This window comes from Plantactinospora sp. DSM 117369, assembly GCF_053764795.1.
Genome location: NZ_CM132446.1, coordinates 5108599 through 5124002, shown reverse-complemented (window position 1 = coordinate 5124002; position 15404 = coordinate 5108599). Strand labels below are relative to the sequence as shown.

Below are 15404 nucleotides of genomic sequence, written 5' to 3'. Positions count from 1 at the left end.
CGACCGTTGAGCGAGTCGAGGAAGCGCTCCTCGAACGCTGCCCGGATCACCGACGCCGGATGCCGTACGCGTGCCGGGACCCGCCGGGCGGGACGGGCGGCGGTCCGTCCCGCCGGGCGGGGAAGGTGTGCCGGCGCTACCGTCGCTCGCCACCGCCGGGTGGTCGGCCGGCGGCGGTGGCCAGGTGCAGGGAGCGTTCCCGGATCAGCTCGTCCATCGACTGTCCACTCTGGGAACGCAGCAGCCCGAGGGCGAGGTCGGCCAGGAGATAGAAGCCGAGAGTTCTGGCCTGTGCGGTAGGGAAGGCCGCCAGCAGGGCCTCGGCGCCGTCGAGGTCACCGCGGTGTCGGGTGGCGACGACACCGGCGGCCCGTTGCACGGCTTTCGGCGGCGGTCGGGACCGGGGTGGGGTCCACCGGGATCAGATCTTGGGTCGGCTGGCTCGAGCCGGTGGTGCACCAGGAACGTGGCCCGCGCTCCTGGCAGGTCATCCGCCTCGCCCCCTGCACGCTCTTGGTGGCGGCGGAGAGTTGCTTGCCGAAGGCGTCGAACGATCCGAAGTGTTCGTCGATGGCGGCGGCGAGGTCGCCGTCGGGGCGGTCGCCGCCGTCGGGGGAGAGGTTGTTCCAGAAGATCGAGCGGAGTACGTGGCCGGAGAGGTTGAACACGAAGGTCTTCTCCAGCCAGACAAGGGTCTCGTAGTCGCCCTTCTCCCGCGCCTCGGCGAGTCGGTCGAGGGCGTCGTTGCTGCCCTTGCCGTACGCGGCGTGGTGCTTGCTGTGGTGCAGCTCCAGGATCTCGCCGGACATGGCGGGTTCGAGCGCGCCTCCGCCCAACGCAACCTGTTCAACCGACTCGTCGGCCTCCTGCACCACTGCCTCACCAACCGGACGCCCCACGACGAGAACCGCGCCTTCCCGCCGTCCACGGACTAACCCGCCCGCCATACTCCTCGGCGGCCTCGCTGAACAGCCCGTTCAGCTGGTCATAGGCGGCCGACACCTTCGTCGCACTGAATTCGACGGCGGCCGTAATCGGTAACACTGCGTAACGGAGGCTCCGAGTACGGCGCACCGCTCGGCTTCCGGATCTGTCGATGTCAGTGCATCCGATCTTGGCAATTCGGGCGGGACGGTGCGCTGGCCGGATGCGGGTGCAGCTGAACGTGGCCCGTGAGATGCACGACGTCGTGGGACACACGCTCGGGGGGATCGCCGCCGAGGCCAGCGTGACCCGGGCACTGCCGGATACTCCCGAGGCCGAGCTACGCGAAACCCTCGCCGACATCGAGACGCACGCCCGAGACGCCCTCAAGGAGATGCAGGGGCTCGTGCGTACCCTGCGAGACTCCGGGCCCGGGCTAAGCGAGCTGCCCGCGATCATCGCGACCACCCGTGCCGCCGGAGTCGCCGTGCACGCCCGGCTTGGACCGCACGGCCCGGTCGACGCCGAGGTCGGCGCGGCGATGGTGCGGATCGCGCAGGAGGCGCTGAACAATGTCGTACGGCACGCTCCGCAGGCGCGCTGCACGGTCGAGCTGTGCGAAACCGAGGGAACGATCGCCCTACGGGTACCCGACAGCGGCGCGCCCGGAACGTCGCCGGTCTCCCCGGCGCCGGACGTGAGGTCGACGATGAGGTCCTGGCGCACATCTGGCCGACCCACCACGAGAACGTGCACTTCTACGGCACCCACTCCGTCGACATCGACGGTGAACTCGCCCAGCTCGACGCGGACGGTTACCGGCCGCTGCGGGAACCGATGAACAGCTGACCGGCCAGGACGGCCTACGACGACTACTGACCGCCCGGAGAGGCTCTGGCTGGTCGGCGGATCAGCCCAGAGCCTCTCGGCGGTCAGGCGGTCAGCTGCCGGAGCATCTCGGCCGAATCGTGCAGGTTCGTCATCTGGACGAATCGGCCGTCACGGACCTTGTAGATGGCGTACTCGACGATCTTGAACGAGGCGCCGGAGGCTGGGACACCGAGCCACTCCTTCACCGGGGTGCCGGTGTTGATGGCGCGGACGGCGATGCCGTCCCGGTCGAACAGCAGTTCGTCGACCTCCCAGTGAATGTCCGGAACGGCGTCGACGATCCCCTTCAGGGCCGTGACGACGTCGTCGCGGGTGCCGGGCTGGCCGTCGAGCAGCACCTGGTCGTTGATGAACTCGTCCATGCGGTCGAACTCGTGGGCGTTGAGCGCCTCGGCGTACCGCATGTACCAGTCACGCAGATCACTCCCGATCATGGTGCTCCTCTTTTCTCCTGTGTCGTAAGGGCGGCTCTGAACTGTTCAAACTTCTACACCGATCGGTGCAGAATGCGACAGTATCAGTTCGGCACCGATCGGTGTAGAAGCGGTAGGATGTGGCGATGCGCACGTCACAGATCGGCCGTCCACGGGCGTTCGACGCCGAGGCGGCGCTCGAGAAGGCGATGATGGTCTTCTGGGCGCAGGGTTACGAAGGTGCCAGCCTCACCGACCTGACCCAGGCCATGGGTATCTCCCGCAAGAGCCTGTACGCGGCCTACGGCAACAAGGAGGACCTGTTCCGCAAGGCATTGCAGCGCTACGCGGAAGGGCCGGGTGCCTACGTCGCCGAGGCGCTGCAGGCACCCACCGCCCGCGAGGTCGCCATGGCCTTCCTCGCTGGTTCGGCCCGCGCCAACACACTGCCCGGACTCCCCGCCGGCTGCCTCGGGGTCCAGGGCGCACTGGCCGCCGGCGAGACCGGACGAGTCGCCCGCGACACCCTGGCCGAGTGGCGTGCCCACGGCCAGGCGCTGCTCCGCGACCGGTTCCGGCAGGCCGTCCAGGTGGGCGACCTGCCCGCCAGCGCTGACCCGGAAAAGATCGCCCGCTACGTCATGACGATCGCGAACGGCGTGGCCGTACAGGCAGCAGGCGGCGCGACATGCGAGGACCTGCAACAGGTGGCCGACGCAGCTTTGCAGAACTGGCCACCGGCCTGACGATGCAGGCCCTTGAAATGAGTCCTGCCCGCGCGGCCCGGCTCTCGCATAAATGTTCAGTTGAGAGAGTTCTGCGAAAGCCTGGAAACCGGCCGCATTTCCGCTGGCCGGGTAGGCGTCCGGCGTTGCGTCACGAATTTCCGGGTAGGTGGCGCGAAGGCACGGCGTTGGACAACCTCGGCTTGGCCCTGACCGAGGCGGGGAACCCAGCCACGCCCGTATCCACCGGTCACAGGCCCACGACACGTTCCCCGAAACCGGTACGACAGATGTCGCCTAACCAGCGACGTCGAACAGCACACGATCAGTGACGACCGCCGCAACCATCCGCCCGAATAGACGACAGTTGAATACGCGATCCCACCAGTCGGACGGGCGTCCTGCGGCTGCCAGTTGCCAACGCGTCCGCTGTATCACCGCGGAAAGTGCCGAGATCACGAGATCTCCTTTCGATGTCAAGCCTGGCCGAAGGCACTCCGGCCGCGCCCGACCGCTGCGGACCGATCCGATCATGTGCCTGGACCGTCGCGGCGCTAACGCACGCTCATGGCCGCGATCCGCGCTGTCCCACCGAGATCCGGGCTTGTCGGGCCGTCAGGCAGGTGCCGCGGCGCGCTATAGACGAAGCGCTCGGTGGCGAAGCGCCTGGGAGAGTGCCGGCGAGTCCTTCATATCGGACAGCATGTCGAGCAGGTCTCGGATCGGCCAGCCGGCGAGGTTCGGTGCGCCCACCACCGCGCTCCACAGGTCCGTATCCGCCATGGCACCCGCCAGCAACAGCAGCAACAGCGAGGTTGCACCGTGGGCCCCGGCGCAGCCCTGACGGCAGCAGATCGGCCGGTTTCTCCGGCACCGCCAACGCACCAGCCGCGGACCGATCTCCCGCGTCCGCGTCCCCCGCGCGCCGTACCGGCGCGGCGGCTGCGGCACGTCGCCCTCGGCCGGCCGACACCTCCGTGAGTACCCGCGCGACCTCATCCCGGTCCGGTGACCCGCTGAGCCATCGTCCTGTTCGCGCCGCCTCCCCCACGACTTCCTCCACGGCCCACTCCGCGTCGTGAGCGAACAGGGGAAATCGATTCGCACTCACGTTCGAACGCTGAGGCCAGCGAGGTACGGCGCCTCCCGCAACGCTGGTTGTGACAGCGATCGTTGATTGGCCGGCCCCGCGCTCTTGAGCGACAGCAGCGTCCTGATCTGCGAAGGTTCGTTGGCCATCGGCGCGAGGGTTGTTGGTCGTACGCGTCTGGGCGGGTGGCCTGGATGTGTGACGCTCACGATCGCGCGGTGGGCCTGCCATGTCTGATAGACCGGCACGGATCTCCGGTGCGGCTATGCCGGCAGCGAGGGTGGTGTCGTCGTCGTGCGGCGTCTCTCGTTTGTGTATGAATGGTCCGAATCTCGACGATGTGCAGAGCCAACTGCTGTTGGAGGCGGGCTGGTCCAGGCGGTGGACGACCGCACTCCTGGTTGTCCCGCCGATCAGTCCGATGTCGGTGACAGAGCGTGTCGCCGCCGCGACGATCCTGCTGGGACGGCGGCTGGCGACCACGGTCGCGCGATCCGACCAGGGCGGAGTTGCGGTGACCCCCGATCCGGGAGTTGCCGGTGGTCGAGGCCGACCGTCCGGTGCGACTCCGGCCAGCCGCAAGGCACACAAAACGCCCGCCGGATGGCACACGACCAGCGCGGATTGTGAAAAGGACCATCGAAAGCGTCCACCCTCTACCCGGGCCTCTATCCTTCCTGCTCCCGGGCCCTTACCCTCATTGACCTGGGAGAAGGAGCTGAGAGAGCATGAACGGAAGCAGAACCCGAACACGCCGGCGGCGGCTGCTGGCGTTCGTGGTCGCCGGCGCGGCCACGGTAGCCGGGCTGGCGGTCGCGTCGCCGACCTACGCCGCCGAGGCGCCCGACAACACCTGCCCGCAAGTGGAGATCATCGGCGCCCGGGGCAGCCTCCAACCTCCCGGCCTCGGCATCATCCTCACGCCGCTGGCCCAGCAGATCACGCAGCAGTTGCCGCAAACCGTCCGTGCCACCGCACTGAACTACCCGGCAACATTGTTCAACTACGCCGCCAGCGTCCGGCAGGGCGTCGCCGAGATCCAGCGGGTCATGGCGGCCACCGCCGCGCAGTGCGCCGACACCCGCTTCGTCCTGATGGGCTACTCGCAGGGCGCCAACGTGATGGGCGATGCGCTGGTCGGCGGCGGTTTCGGTGGCAGCTCGGCACTCACCGCCGACCTCGCCTCCCGGATCTCCTCCGTGCTGCTCTTCGGCGACCCGACGTTCACCGCTGGCGAGTCGTTCAACGTCACCGATGGCCAGGCCTCCGGCATCTTCCCCCGCAGAGCAGGCCAGCTGAACGCGTTCGCCGACCGGATCCAGTCCTACTGCAACGCCAACGACCGGTTCTGCCAGAACGGGACCAGCCTCGCCGCGCACCTGGACTATCGGAGCTTCCTGGGCCAGGCCACCGAGTTCGTCGCAGACCAGGCGGGCGCCGACTTCGGCGGTTGACCCTGCTGGTGGTCGCGGCCCGGATGATCCACCGGCGGTACGTCGAGGTGGCCCCACCACGGTGAACCCCTCGTCACGTGCCGAAGAGCGGGTACGTGATCTTGGAATGGCCGGGCGACCTAGCCTGGGCCGTGACCCGAGATTGCCAGGCGACCTGATTAGGGGCTTGTATCTCAAGCCGCTTGAGATCGCATAGTGGGCGTCGTGGACATGAACGAGCTGTACGCCATCGGGGATGTCGCCCGGCGGACCGGCCTGAGCGTCAGCGCCGTCCGGTACTACGCGGACGCCGGTGTCGTCACGCCGGCCGCCAGCACCCCGGCCGGCCACCGCCGGTACGACGTGTCGGCCATCGCCCGGCTGGAACTGGTCAGGACGCTACGGGAACTCGACGCCAGCCTGGACGAGATCAGGCGGATGCTGGCCGGCGAGGCGACGCTGCGCGAGTTGGCCACCACCCACCTGGCCCTGCTGGACCGGCAGGAGGCACGGCTGCGCAGCCGTCGCGCGGTGCTGTCGGCCATCCTGCGGCAGGACTCCACGGCCGAGCAGGTCACGCTGATGCACAAGCTGGCCGGCATGCCGGACGAGGAGCGCGACCGGCTGATCGACGAGTTCTGGACCGAGGTCTCCACCGGCTGGGAGCCGCCGGAGCGGATGGTCGAGTGGTGGCGGGCGGCCCGGCCGGCGCTGCCCGAGCATCCCACCGCGGCGCAGCTGGAGGCGTGGATCGAGCTGGCCGAGCTGGTCCGGGACAGCGAGGTCCGGCAGGCCCTGCGCCGTGAGCTGTACGAGGTGTGCACCACCGGGGCCGGGCCGCTGATGACCTCGTCGCCGATGCTGGACGCCCTGGAGGCGGCCACGCCGATCGGCCAGGCGGTGATGGACGCGGCGCGGGAGCGGGTGCCGCCGGACTCGCTGCGGGGGCGGGAGATCGCCGACCGGTGGATCGGGTGGCTGACCGGCATCTTCGCGACACCGGACAGCCCCGGGATTCCGGACACGCCCGAGTTCCGGATCCAGGCGGCCGACCACATGCTGGCGGGCGCGGAGTGGGATCGCACGCCGCCGGAGCCGGAGGGACCGTTCGACCGGTACATGGCGCTGGTCACCGCCGTGAGCAACCTGCCGCCGGAGCGGTTCCCGTTCGAGTGGCTGGCCGCGGCACTGCGCGCGTCCGCCGTACCGGCTCCCTGATTAGCGATACGCGGCTCGGCCGGTTGGCCTACCTAGTCAACGTGGCGCATCGGGCGGACTTCTGCGCATCGCAGAAGTGACCGGCGAGCATGAGGTCGCTTCGGATCCATCCCTGCTGAATCCGATACAGGGCTTGACTTGAACGACAGGCCGGGCGGCGATTGTGAATGCGAGACAGGATGTCGGTCAGTGGAACTCGGCTGCGTGATCGGCGGCCCATCGTGCGAAGGTGCCGGCTGGTCGCCCGGTGAGGCGTTCGACGTGATCGGTGATGAGGTTCGACTCGGGTCGGTGCAGCGAAGCGGAGATCAACGCTTCCACGAGTGCCGTGGGGCGGCCGTCCGCGAGCATGTGTGCTTGCGCGAGCTCGGTGGGAACCGCGTCGAAGCGTAGGCGGCGTCCGAGCGCGGACCCGAGTTGAGCGACCTGGTCGGCGCGGTTGAGGAGTTCTGGTCCGGTCAGCAGGTGCGGGCCGTGATCCAGTTGCGTCTGGGGCGCGAGAAGGACGGCGGCGGCCGCGGCCGCGACGTCCCGCTCGTCGACGACAGCCGTGCGCGGAAAGTCGGGGCCTGCGACAACGTCGCCTGCCCGCAGCTGCGCGGCCCAGCCCCGGGCGTTGTGGGGCTTTCCCTACCGGAAGTCGTAGCGGCCATGGCGCTAACGAAGACGGCGGCGCAGGCGGTCGTCCGGGCGAAGATCGCCGCGCTCGAGAGCGAGGTCGGCCGTACACAGCAGGCCATCGTGTTTCTCCAGCACACTGTCGAGTGCCGGCATCGCTACCTCGACGACTGCCCGGAATGCGCCACGTTCGTCCGCGAGCCCTGACCAGCGCAGGTCTTCTGCAAAGCCGGCGCCACTCGTTCCCTCTTCTCACGCCGGTCAGCACGGCTCGGCGCATGATCACGTGCGCGGATTTGCCGCGGAGCACGCGCGGCGGCCGGCTGCGCACGGGTCACAGAGCGTGGCGGCGTAGGGCTGGCGCGCGGCGTCCGATCATGCCGACGGGCGGACATGTTGCGCCGTCTCTGAGGAGGTTTAGGGGCGTGCGTCGAATTGGATCCGGGCTTCGAAGACGCGGTCCATGTGCGTCTCCGCCCAGTTCTTGATCGCGATCATGACCGGGAACAGTTCATGGCCGAGCGGGGTGAGCGCGTAGTCGACACGGACCGGCACCGAGGCAGTGACTGTGCGGGTGACCAGGCCGTCGCGTTCCAGCGTCCGCAGGGTCTGGGTGAGCATCTTCTGGCTGACGCCGGCGATGCGGTTGGCGAGCTCGCCGTGCCGCTGCGGGCCGCCGGCGAGCGCTGGGATCACCAGGGCGACCCATTTGTCGGTGAGCCTGCTCAGCAGCTCACGGGTCGGGCAACCTTCCAGGAACGCGTCGTAGTCCCGTTTGGCCTGTTCGCGGCGCTGTGCCGCGGTCGTCGTCGCCATCCTGCCCTCCGCCCGGTGCCCTAGGCACTTCACGGTACCTACTTTCTCACAGTGCCGGTGATTCGTACGGTCATGGTGATCACGAGGTCTCACGAAGGAGACGGCGATGCGCGCAGTCAGCTATGCACAGTTCGGAGGGCCGGAGGTCCTGCACGTGGCCGACGTGCCGGTGCCCGAGCCCGGGCAAGGGCAGGTGCGGGTGCGGGTCGCGGCGTCAGTTGTACATCCGGTCGATCTGATGGTCCGCTCCGGCCGATTCCCGGCCCCGTTACCGACCGGTCTGCCGTACACGCCTGGCTGGGACGTTGCCGGCAGCGTCGACGCGGTCGGCCCATCGGTCGAGGAGTTCACGATCGGCGACGAGGTCATCAGCTTCTCGCCGTGGCTACAAACCACGGTCGGTGCCCACGCGGAGTACGTAGTCCTCGACGCCGCCTGGCTGACCTCCGCGCCTGCCGGCGTCCCCGCTACCGAGGCGGCGACCCTGCCGACCAACGGCCTCGCCGCCGCCCAAGCCCTCGACCTGCTAGCGCTCCCGGCGGGTTCGACCGTGCTCGTCACCGGCGCCGCCGGGCAGGTCGGCGGGTTCGTTCTGGCGCTGGCCCGGGCGACCGGTCTGCACGCCACGGGACTCGCCGGGGCCGACGACCGCGAGTTCGTCGAGTCGCTAGGCGCGGCGTTCCTGTCACGCGCCGACGATCCGACGGGGACGTACGACGCGGTCATCGACCTGGCGGTGATCGGCCCCTCGCTGCTGGACCTCATCCGGGACAGCGGCGGCTACGTGGCCGCGTCACCCCCGCTTCGCCCGGAGCCGGTGCGGGGAATCCGGACCTTCGCGCTGGAGGTGCTACCGGACGGATCCCGGCTGGGTGAACTGGTCAAACTCGTCACCAGCGGCGACATCCCGCTCCGGGTCGCTGACGTGTACCCCTTCGCCGACGCCGCAGCCGCCCACGACCGGCTGGCCCAAGGCGGCGTCCGCGGCGGCGTGGTGATCGTCCCATGACCCCCAGCCAAACCTCTGTGCCGTCACGATCAACCGACGAGCCCCACGGTGAGTACGCCGCTCCCGCCACGCCTGCTGCACGGCGTGGCGTGGTATGGCGTGGTGTGGCGCGAGCACCTTCACCTGATCGACCGTGAAACACCTCTACTGAGCACATGAAAGCCGTCGCCGGGGTGGACGTTTGCCAGCGGCCTTTGCGCGGCCCGCGCGTCTGAACCCTGACCGGCATCGACGATCAGGCCGCTGTCGAACTCAGGGGAGCCCATCCGGATCTGCCGCTGTCCGAGCGTTATGGCCGCTCCGGCGGCGCGTTCGATTCGATCAGCTCACCGCAGGCCCGTCGAGATCGCCGACCTCCGTGGAGCCCGGCGTGACGTGGACGCGGTAGCCCCACGGCCGTAAGACCTGGGCAATCTTCGCGGCGCCGCCTGGGTTCGCGGAGTGGATTGATGACGTCGATGTCGAAGGGGCGCTTCTCGAAGGCGGCCGCGCTGATCATGCACCGGGACCCTCATGATCCGCCATCCGGATCTAATGAGTTCTGGGAGTGAGCCATCCGGCAAACTCCTGGTGGGTAGGTAGCCGCCAGCCGGTGAGCACTCGTGCTTCCTGGACGTGGAGTCCTGACCAATCGGCTCGTCTACTTCAACGTGCCGGACGCCAGGCCAGCGCCTCGCCACAACTACGGACCATCGGATGTCTTGCTGCTGCCGCGTTGTGGCGATGGTGCCGGAGGCGTCCGGGTCACCCGCCGGTGCCGGGCTAACCGGACCGGCAGTCGGCCGGCCGGTTACGCGGACAAGATCACAGGCTTAAAGCCAGTCCTAGGTTGTTGCCAAAACTTTGCAACTCTGCCACCGTGATCAGCCAAGGGTGTTGCTGACCTGGCACTGCCCGAGCCAGCCGGCTCTGTCAGGTCGTCGGCGCCCGGTCCCAGGCTGTCCGGCGCCGGTGTCGACCACCGTGGCCGGTCGGCCGGTGCGTCCACGTCCGACCTCCGTGGGAGACCTCCGTGATCCGGATCCGTCCGACCGTCCGACGACTGGCGGCGGTGGCCGCCGCCGGTGGCCTGCTCGCCCTCGCGTCCTGCTCGTCATCGACGACGCCCGGCGCGCCCGCGGCCGGTGACACCTTCGTGGTCGCCACCGCCGGTGAACCGGACACGTTGAACCCGGTGCTCAACTACGGTGTCGACGGGGCGTCGCTGATCTTCGACGGGCTGGTCGCCCGGGACGCGCAGAACCGGCTGGTGCCGGGCCTCGCGGCGGAACTGCCGACGGTCTCGGCGGACGGCCGGACGGTGACGGCCAAGCTGCGTGACGGGGTGGTGTTCCACGACGGTACGGCGCTCACCGCCGCCGACGTGGTCTTCACCTACCGGACCGTGCTGGACCCGAAGGTCGACTCGACGCTCCGGTCCGACCTGGAGATGCTGGAGTCGGTCGAGGCGCCGGACCCGGGCACGGTGGTGTTCCGGCTCCGGTACGCGTACGCGCCGTTCCTGCAACGACTCGCCCTCGGCATCGTGCCGGCCAGGGCACTGAGCGGGCAGGACGTCAACAGGGCCGAGTTCAACCGCAGGCCGGTCGGCACCGGCCCGTACCAGATGGAGTCCTGGACCCCCGGTGACCGGCTGGTGCTCACCGCCAACGACCGGTACTTCGGCGGCCGGCCGACGAACCGGCGGCTGGTGGTGGCGTTCGTCGCCGACGACAACATCCGGGCCCAGCGGATGCGGGCCGGCGAGTTCGACGTCGCCGAGCTGGCCCCGAAGCTCGCCGCCGGGTTCGACGGCCGCGCCGGCTACCGGGTCGAGCGGGTGCCGACGGCCGACTACCGGGGCGTGATGCTGCCGATGGGCAACCCGGTCACCGCCGACCCGGCGATCCGCCGGGCGCTCAACCTCGCCGTCGACCGGGCCGCGATGGTCGCCGGGGTACTCGGCGGCGCCGGTGAACCGGCCTACGGCCCCGTCCCACCCACGTCGGAATATGCCGAACCGGCCGTCACCGGCAAGCCGACCGCTGATCCGGTTGCCGCCACCGCGCTGCTCGACGCGGCCGGCTGGAGGGCCGGTGCGGGCGGCATCCGGGCCAGGGACGGCCGCCCGGCCCGGTTCACCCTGATGTACCCGGCCAGCGACAGCCTGCGCAAGGAACTGGCGCTGGCGGTGACCGCCGACGCCAAGAAGGTCGGCATCGAGATCACCCCGGAGGGGCTGACCTGGGACGCGATCGACCCGCGGCTCAACTCGGACGCTCTGATCATGGGCTACGGCACCCCGTACGACCCGGACTTCGTCTCCTACAAACTGTTCGGGTCCCGGTTCGCCGGGCAGGGTTACTTCAACCCGGGACACTACAAGTCCACAGTGGTGGACCAGGCGTTGCAGCAGGGCCGGGACCAGTCCGACCCGGCCCAGCGCAAGGCGGCGTACTCGACGTTCCAGAAGCAGCTCGCCGCGGACGTCCCGTGGGTGTACCTCAGCTATCTCCAGCACACCTACGTGCTGCGGGACTCGATCGACGGCGTGGTGCCCCGGGTGGAGCCGCACGAGCACGACGTGGCGAACAGCCTCTGGTGGAACATCAACACCTGGACCCGGCGGTGACCCGGCAACCGACCCGGCGCCGGCTTGCCGGGGCGGGTGCCGTGGTCCGGCGCCGGTTGCTGGTCGCGGTACCGGTGCTCGTCGCCACCAGCATCGGCATGTTCGCGCTCGGCGCGGCCTCCCCGGTCGACCCCGCCAAGCAGTACGCCGGGTCAGCGGCGTTCACCACCACCGAGGAGAACCTGGCGCAGCTCCGGGCCAACTGGGGCGTCGACGACCCGCTGCCGGTGCAGTACCTGCGCTGGGTCGGCAACCTGCTCCGGGGCGACCTGGGCTGGTCGACGAGCCGGCACGAGGCGGTCGGCTCGGTCATCGCGGCCCGGGCCGGCTGGACGCTGCTGCTGGTCGGTGCGGCGCTCGGCGTCGTACTCGTGGCGAGCCTGCTGCTCGGATCGCTGGCCGCGTACCGGCGCGGTGGGCTCTTCGACCGCGGCCTGCGGGCGGCCGCGTACGCCGTCGGGTCGATGCCGGTGTTCTGGCTCGGCCTGGCCGCGATCGCCCTCTTCGCCCTCGCCCTGGGCTGGTTGCCGGCCGGCGGCCTGACCGACGTGACCGCGACCGGCACCTCGTGGACCGACGTCGCCCACCACCTCGTGCTGCCGATCGGCGTCCTCGCGGTCTCCCAGCTCCCGTGGTTCGTGCTCTTCGTCCGGGACGCGGTCGCCGAGAGCCTCCGCGACGACCATGTGCTCGCCGCCCGGGCCCGGGGACTGCCCGGCCGGACGGTGCTGTTCGGGCACGCGCTACGGACCGCGTTGCTGCCGTTCCTCACCCTGGTCGGCACGCACCTGCCGGAACTCGTCGGCGGTGCGGTACTGGTCGAGACCGTCTTCTCGCTGCCCGGACTCGGCGCGGTCACCGTGCAGGCCGCGCTGGGCAGCGACTTCCCGCTGCTGGCCGCGATCACCCTGCTGACCACCGCCGTGGTGCTGGCCGCGAACCTCGCCGCCGACCTCGGCTACGCCGCCGCCGATCCCCGGGTGCGCCTCGATGGCTGAGCTGACCCGTACCCGTTTCGGGCTCGCCGGCCGGCGGTCCCGGCTACGGCTGCGTCCCGGCCAGACCGGTGCGGCCGTGGCCGGCACGGTGCTCGTGCTGGCGATCGCCGCCTGCCTGCTCGCACCCCTGCTCTGGCCGCTCGACCAGAGCGCCGTCGCCCTGGACCGTACCCGGCTGGCCCCGTCCTGGACCCATCCGGCCGGCACCGACGACCTCGGCCGCGACGTCGCGCACCGCGCTCTCTACGGGCTGCGGGTCTCGCTGCTGGTCGGCGCGGTCGCCGCGCTGGTCGCCACCGTGATCGGCGGGATCGTCGGTGGGATCGCCGGCACCGTCGGCGGCCGCGTCGACCGGGTACTGATGCGGATCGTGGACACCGTCGCGGCCCTGCCACACCTGCTGCTGGGCATCTTCATCGTCGCGATGCTCCGCCCCAGCCTCGGCGCGGTGATCGCCTCGATCGGGCTCACCCACTGGCTCTCCACCGCCCGGATCGTCCGGTCCGAACTGCTGAGCCTCCGTACCCGGCCGTTCGTGGACGCGGCGATCACCGGGGGTGCGAGCCGGGGCCGGGTGCTGACCCGACACCTGCTGCCGCACGTGCTGCCCCGGCTGGCCCTGGCAATCACGCTGATGATCCCGCACGCCGTCTGGCACGAGACCGCGCTCTCCTTTCTCGGGCTCGGCCTGCCACCGCACCTCGCCTCGCTCGGCAACATGATCAACGACGGCCAGGGATCGCTGCTGGCCGGCGCCTGGTGGGCCAGCCTCGCCCCCGGAGCGGTCATCGTCGTGGTCACCCTGGCCATCGCCGTACTCGCCGCTCGTTGGCGGGACCGGCTCGATCCCCGCGTCCGAGCGGAGTTGCAGCTGTGAAGATCGATCAGAGCATCACCGCCACGCAGACCAAGCCGCCCGCCGACGCCACACGCTTCGCCGGTGCCGGGCCGGTGCTCGATGTCGAGGGGCTCACCGTCCGGTTCCGGCTCCGGGACGCGACCGTGCACGCCGTCACCGACCTCACCCTCCGGGTCCACCCCGGCGAGCTGCTGGCCGTCGTCGGCGAGTCCGGCTGCGGCAAGTCCGTGCTCGCCCACGCCCTGCTCGGGCTGCTGCCCCGGAACGCCACCGTCACCGGCCAGGCCCGGCTGCGCCAGCCCGGCGGCGACCCGAGCGGCCCGATCGACCTGGTCGGCTGCGGCGAACGGGTACTCGCCGGACGGGTCCGGGGCCGGCTGGCCGGTCTGGTGCCGCAGAGCCCAGCCACCGCGCTCAACCCGGTGCGTACCGGCCGGCGGCTGATCGAGGAGACGCTCCGGGCCCACCGGCACAGTCGGGCCGAAGCCGCCGGAGCGGCCGAACGTGTCGCCGCCGAGGTCGGCCTCGACATCGCCGACCTGGACCGCTACCCGCACGAACTCTCCGGCGGCATGGCGCAACGCCTGGTTACCGCGCTCGCCCTCGTCCCGGACCCGACCCTGCTGATCGCCGACGAACCCACCAGCGGGCTGGACCGGCCCCTGGTTGACCACACCCTCGACCTGCTGCGCCGCAGGTGCGACAGCGGACAATCCGTCGTGCTGATCACCCACGACCTGGCCGCCGCCGAGCGGGTCGCCGACACCGTCGCGGTGATGTACGCCAGCCGGATCGTCGAACACCTGCCGGCCGGGCGGTTCTTCGCGGCACCCGCCCACCCGTACGGTGTCGCCCTGCTCGACGCGCTGCCGGATCGCGCCTTCCGGGCCGTACCCGGACATCCGCCGATGCTCACCGCCCTGCCGGACGGCTGCGCCTTCGCCGCTCGCTGCCCGTACGCCACCGACGCCTGCCAGCGGCAACCCGGGTTGACGGCGTACGACGCCGGGGCGGTCGCCTGCCACCACCCGCTCTCCGCCGGAGCGCCGTCGTGACCACCGCACCCGTACCCGCACCCGCACCCGTACCCGCGCAACTCGCCGCGCACGAGGTCACCGCGAGCTACCGGCGGCAGGTGGTGCTCGACCGGGTCAGCCTGTGGATCGACCGAGCTGAGACGGTCGGGCTGCGCGGGCCGTCCGGCGGTGGCAAGTCCACCCTGGTCCGGGTGCTCGCCCTGCTGCACCGGCCGGATCGTGGACGGGTGACGGTCGACGGTACCCCGGTCACCGGCACCCGGTACGCCGTGCCGGTCGCCGTGCGTACCCGGATCGCCGTGCTCTTCCAGAGTCCGCGCGCCGCCGCCGACCCACGGCTGAGCCTGACCGACCTGATCGCCGAACCGCTCCGAGCCACCCGGCATCCCGAGGACGGGATCCGCCGGCGGGTCGCCGAACTCGCCGACCTCGTCGGACTCACCCCCGACCTGCTCGGCCGGCGCCCGCACGCGGTCAGCGACGGGCAGCTCCAGCGCGCCTGCCTCGCCCGCGCCCTCACCCACCGCCCCGACTATCTGCTCTGCGACGAGGCCACCGCCATGCTGGACGCCTCCACCCAGGCACACGTCGCCGCCGTGATCACCGACTACCAGCGGACCCACCGGGCCGGGGTCCTGCTCGTCACGCACGACCCGGCGCTGATGAGCCGCTGGGCGGATCGGGTCGTCGAGCTTCCGACGGCGGCGGCCGGAGCCGGCGGGGCGGGGAGGTCCGCCGGCTAGCTGGGGCGGCAGCGGGCAG

The 15404-nt window shown here is 70.6% G+C and carries 15 protein-coding genes and 2 pseudogenes; 11 read left to right on the top strand and 6 right to left on the bottom strand.

Features of this window, described 5'->3' with window-relative positions; translation table 11 throughout:
* Positions 1-136: 136 nt before the first annotated feature.
* A complete protein-coding gene (locus tag ACSMXO_RS22320) occupies positions 137-379 on the bottom strand; it encodes a superoxide dismutase (RefSeq protein ID WP_455413622.1) in 243 nt (80 codons plus the stop codon).
* Complete coding sequence (locus ACSMXO_RS22315) at positions 336-899, bottom strand: superoxide dismutase (RefSeq protein ID WP_455413621.1); 564 nt, start codon at positions 897-899, stop codon at positions 336-338. The genes ACSMXO_RS22320 and ACSMXO_RS22315 overlap by 44 nt, the downstream gene beginning before the upstream one ends.
* 197 nt (positions 900-1096) lie before the next feature.
* On the opposite strand from ACSMXO_RS22315, the pseudogene ACSMXO_RS22310 reads away from it, so the two are divergent.
* Positions 1097-1339: pseudogene (locus ACSMXO_RS22310) on the top strand (histidine kinase dimerization/phosphoacceptor domain-containing protein); the annotation flags it as partial.
* Between the two features lie 517 nt (positions 1340-1856).
* On the opposite strand, the gene ACSMXO_RS22305 reads toward ACSMXO_RS22310, so the two are convergent.
* The gene (locus ACSMXO_RS22305) at positions 1857-2249 is read right to left on the bottom strand and encodes an ester cyclase (protein WP_455413620.1); all 393 of its coding nucleotides are present in this window, start codon (positions 2247-2249) and stop codon (positions 1857-1859) included.
* A 125-nt stretch (positions 2250-2374) separates the two neighbouring features.
* Between ACSMXO_RS22305 and ACSMXO_RS22300 the strand changes: the two genes are divergently transcribed.
* Positions 2375-2974, top strand: coding sequence for a TetR/AcrR family transcriptional regulator (locus tag ACSMXO_RS22300; RefSeq protein ID WP_455413619.1), 600 nt, complete (start codon positions 2375-2377; stop codon positions 2972-2974).
* A gap of 615 nt (positions 2975-3589) precedes the next feature.
* Here ACSMXO_RS22300 and ACSMXO_RS22295 read toward each other — a convergent pair.
* Positions 3590-3760: a hypothetical protein gene (locus ACSMXO_RS22295; protein ID WP_455413618.1), complete on the bottom strand. Its 171-nt coding sequence runs from the start codon at positions 3758-3760 to the stop codon at positions 3590-3592.
* Between the two features lie 1011 nt (positions 3761-4771).
* Here ACSMXO_RS22295 and ACSMXO_RS22290 point away from each other — a divergent pair.
* The 3 genes from ACSMXO_RS22290 to ACSMXO_RS22280 all read left to right on the top strand — a co-directional run bounded on the left by ACSMXO_RS22290 (position 4772) and on the right by ACSMXO_RS22280 (position 7519).
* Positions 4772-5497 carry a cutinase family protein gene (locus tag ACSMXO_RS22290; RefSeq protein WP_346261216.1) on the top strand — a complete coding sequence of 242 codons (726 nt, stop codon included), beginning with the start codon at positions 4772-4774 and terminating at the stop codon, positions 5495-5497.
* A 204-nt stretch (positions 5498-5701) separates the two neighbouring features.
* Entirely contained in the window at positions 5702-6694 is a 993-nt protein-coding gene (locus ACSMXO_RS22285; RefSeq protein ID WP_455413617.1) for a MerR family transcriptional regulator, read from the top strand.
* Positions 6695-7111: 417 nt separating this feature from the next.
* Positions 7112-7519, top strand: a complete 408-nt coding sequence (locus ACSMXO_RS22280; protein ID WP_455413616.1) for a hypothetical protein — start codon at positions 7112-7114, stop codon at positions 7517-7519.
* 210 nt (positions 7520-7729) lie between these two features.
* Here ACSMXO_RS22280 and ACSMXO_RS22275 read toward each other — a convergent pair whose 3' ends face one another.
* Positions 7730-8128, bottom strand: a complete 399-nt coding sequence (locus tag ACSMXO_RS22275) for a winged helix-turn-helix transcriptional regulator (protein WP_346261219.1) — start codon at positions 8126-8128, stop codon at positions 7730-7732.
* Between the two features lie 106 nt (positions 8129-8234).
* Between ACSMXO_RS22275 and ACSMXO_RS22270 the strand changes: the two genes are divergently transcribed.
* On the top strand, positions 8235-9137 hold the full coding sequence (locus ACSMXO_RS22270; RefSeq protein WP_455413615.1) for an NADP-dependent oxidoreductase: 903 nt from the start codon (positions 8235-8237) through the stop codon (positions 9135-9137).
* 321 nt (positions 9138-9458) lie between these two features.
* Here ACSMXO_RS22270 and ACSMXO_RS22265 read toward each other — a convergent pair.
* Positions 9459-9636: pseudogene (locus ACSMXO_RS22265) on the bottom strand (cyclic-phosphate processing receiver domain-containing protein); the annotation flags it as partial.
* A gap of 513 nt (positions 9637-10149) precedes the next feature.
* On the opposite strand from ACSMXO_RS22265, the gene ACSMXO_RS22260 reads away from it, so the two are divergent.
* The 5 genes from ACSMXO_RS22260 to ACSMXO_RS22240 are packed head-to-tail and all read left to right on the top strand — an operon-like array spanning position 10150 to position 15385.
* Entirely contained in the window at positions 10150-11748 is a 1599-nt protein-coding gene (locus ACSMXO_RS22260) for an ABC transporter substrate-binding protein (RefSeq protein ID WP_455413614.1), read from the top strand.
* Positions 11718-12746: an ABC transporter permease gene (locus ACSMXO_RS22255; RefSeq protein ID WP_455413613.1), complete on the top strand. Its 1029-nt coding sequence runs from the start codon at positions 11718-11720 to the stop codon at positions 12744-12746. Before ACSMXO_RS22260 ends, ACSMXO_RS22255 begins: the two co-directional genes overlap by 31 nt.
* Entirely contained in the window at positions 12739-13623 is an 885-nt protein-coding gene (locus tag ACSMXO_RS22250; RefSeq protein ID WP_455413612.1) for an ABC transporter permease, read from the top strand. The genes ACSMXO_RS22255 and ACSMXO_RS22250 overlap by 8 nt, the downstream gene beginning before the upstream one ends.
* Positions 13620-14660, top strand: a complete 1041-nt coding sequence (locus ACSMXO_RS22245; protein WP_455413611.1) for an ABC transporter ATP-binding protein — start codon at positions 13620-13622, stop codon at positions 14658-14660. The genes ACSMXO_RS22250 and ACSMXO_RS22245 overlap by 4 nt, the downstream gene beginning before the upstream one ends.
* Positions 14657-15385, top strand: a complete 729-nt coding sequence (locus ACSMXO_RS22240) for an ABC transporter ATP-binding protein (RefSeq protein ID WP_455413610.1) — start codon at positions 14657-14659, stop codon at positions 15383-15385. Before ACSMXO_RS22245 ends, ACSMXO_RS22240 begins: the two co-directional genes overlap by 4 nt.
* The last annotated feature ends 19 nt before the right edge of the window (positions 15386-15404 follow it).

Bases quoted from the DNA above. Each gene is read 5' to 3' on its own strand.
- ACSMXO_RS22250 (WP_455413612.1), top strand. From the start codon at position 12,739: ATGGCTGAGCTGACCCGTACCCGTTTCGGGCTCGCCGGCCGGCGGTCC.
- ACSMXO_RS22300 (WP_455413619.1), top strand. From the start codon at position 2,375: ATGCGCACGTCACAGATCGGCCGTCCACGGGCGTTCGACGCCGAGGCG.
- ACSMXO_RS22290 (WP_346261216.1), top strand. From the start codon at position 4,772: ATGAACGGAAGCAGAACCCGAACACGCCGGCGGCGGCTGCTGGCGTTC.
- ACSMXO_RS22305 (WP_455413620.1), bottom strand. From the start codon at position 2,249: ATGATCGGGAGTGATCTGCGTGACTGGTACATGCGGTACGCCGAGGCG.
- ACSMXO_RS22275 (WP_346261219.1), bottom strand. From the start codon at position 8,128: ATGGCGACGACGACCGCGGCACAGCGCCGCGAACAGGCCAAACGGGAC.
- ACSMXO_RS22270 (WP_455413615.1), top strand. From the start codon at position 8,235: ATGCGCGCAGTCAGCTATGCACAGTTCGGAGGGCCGGAGGTCCTGCAC.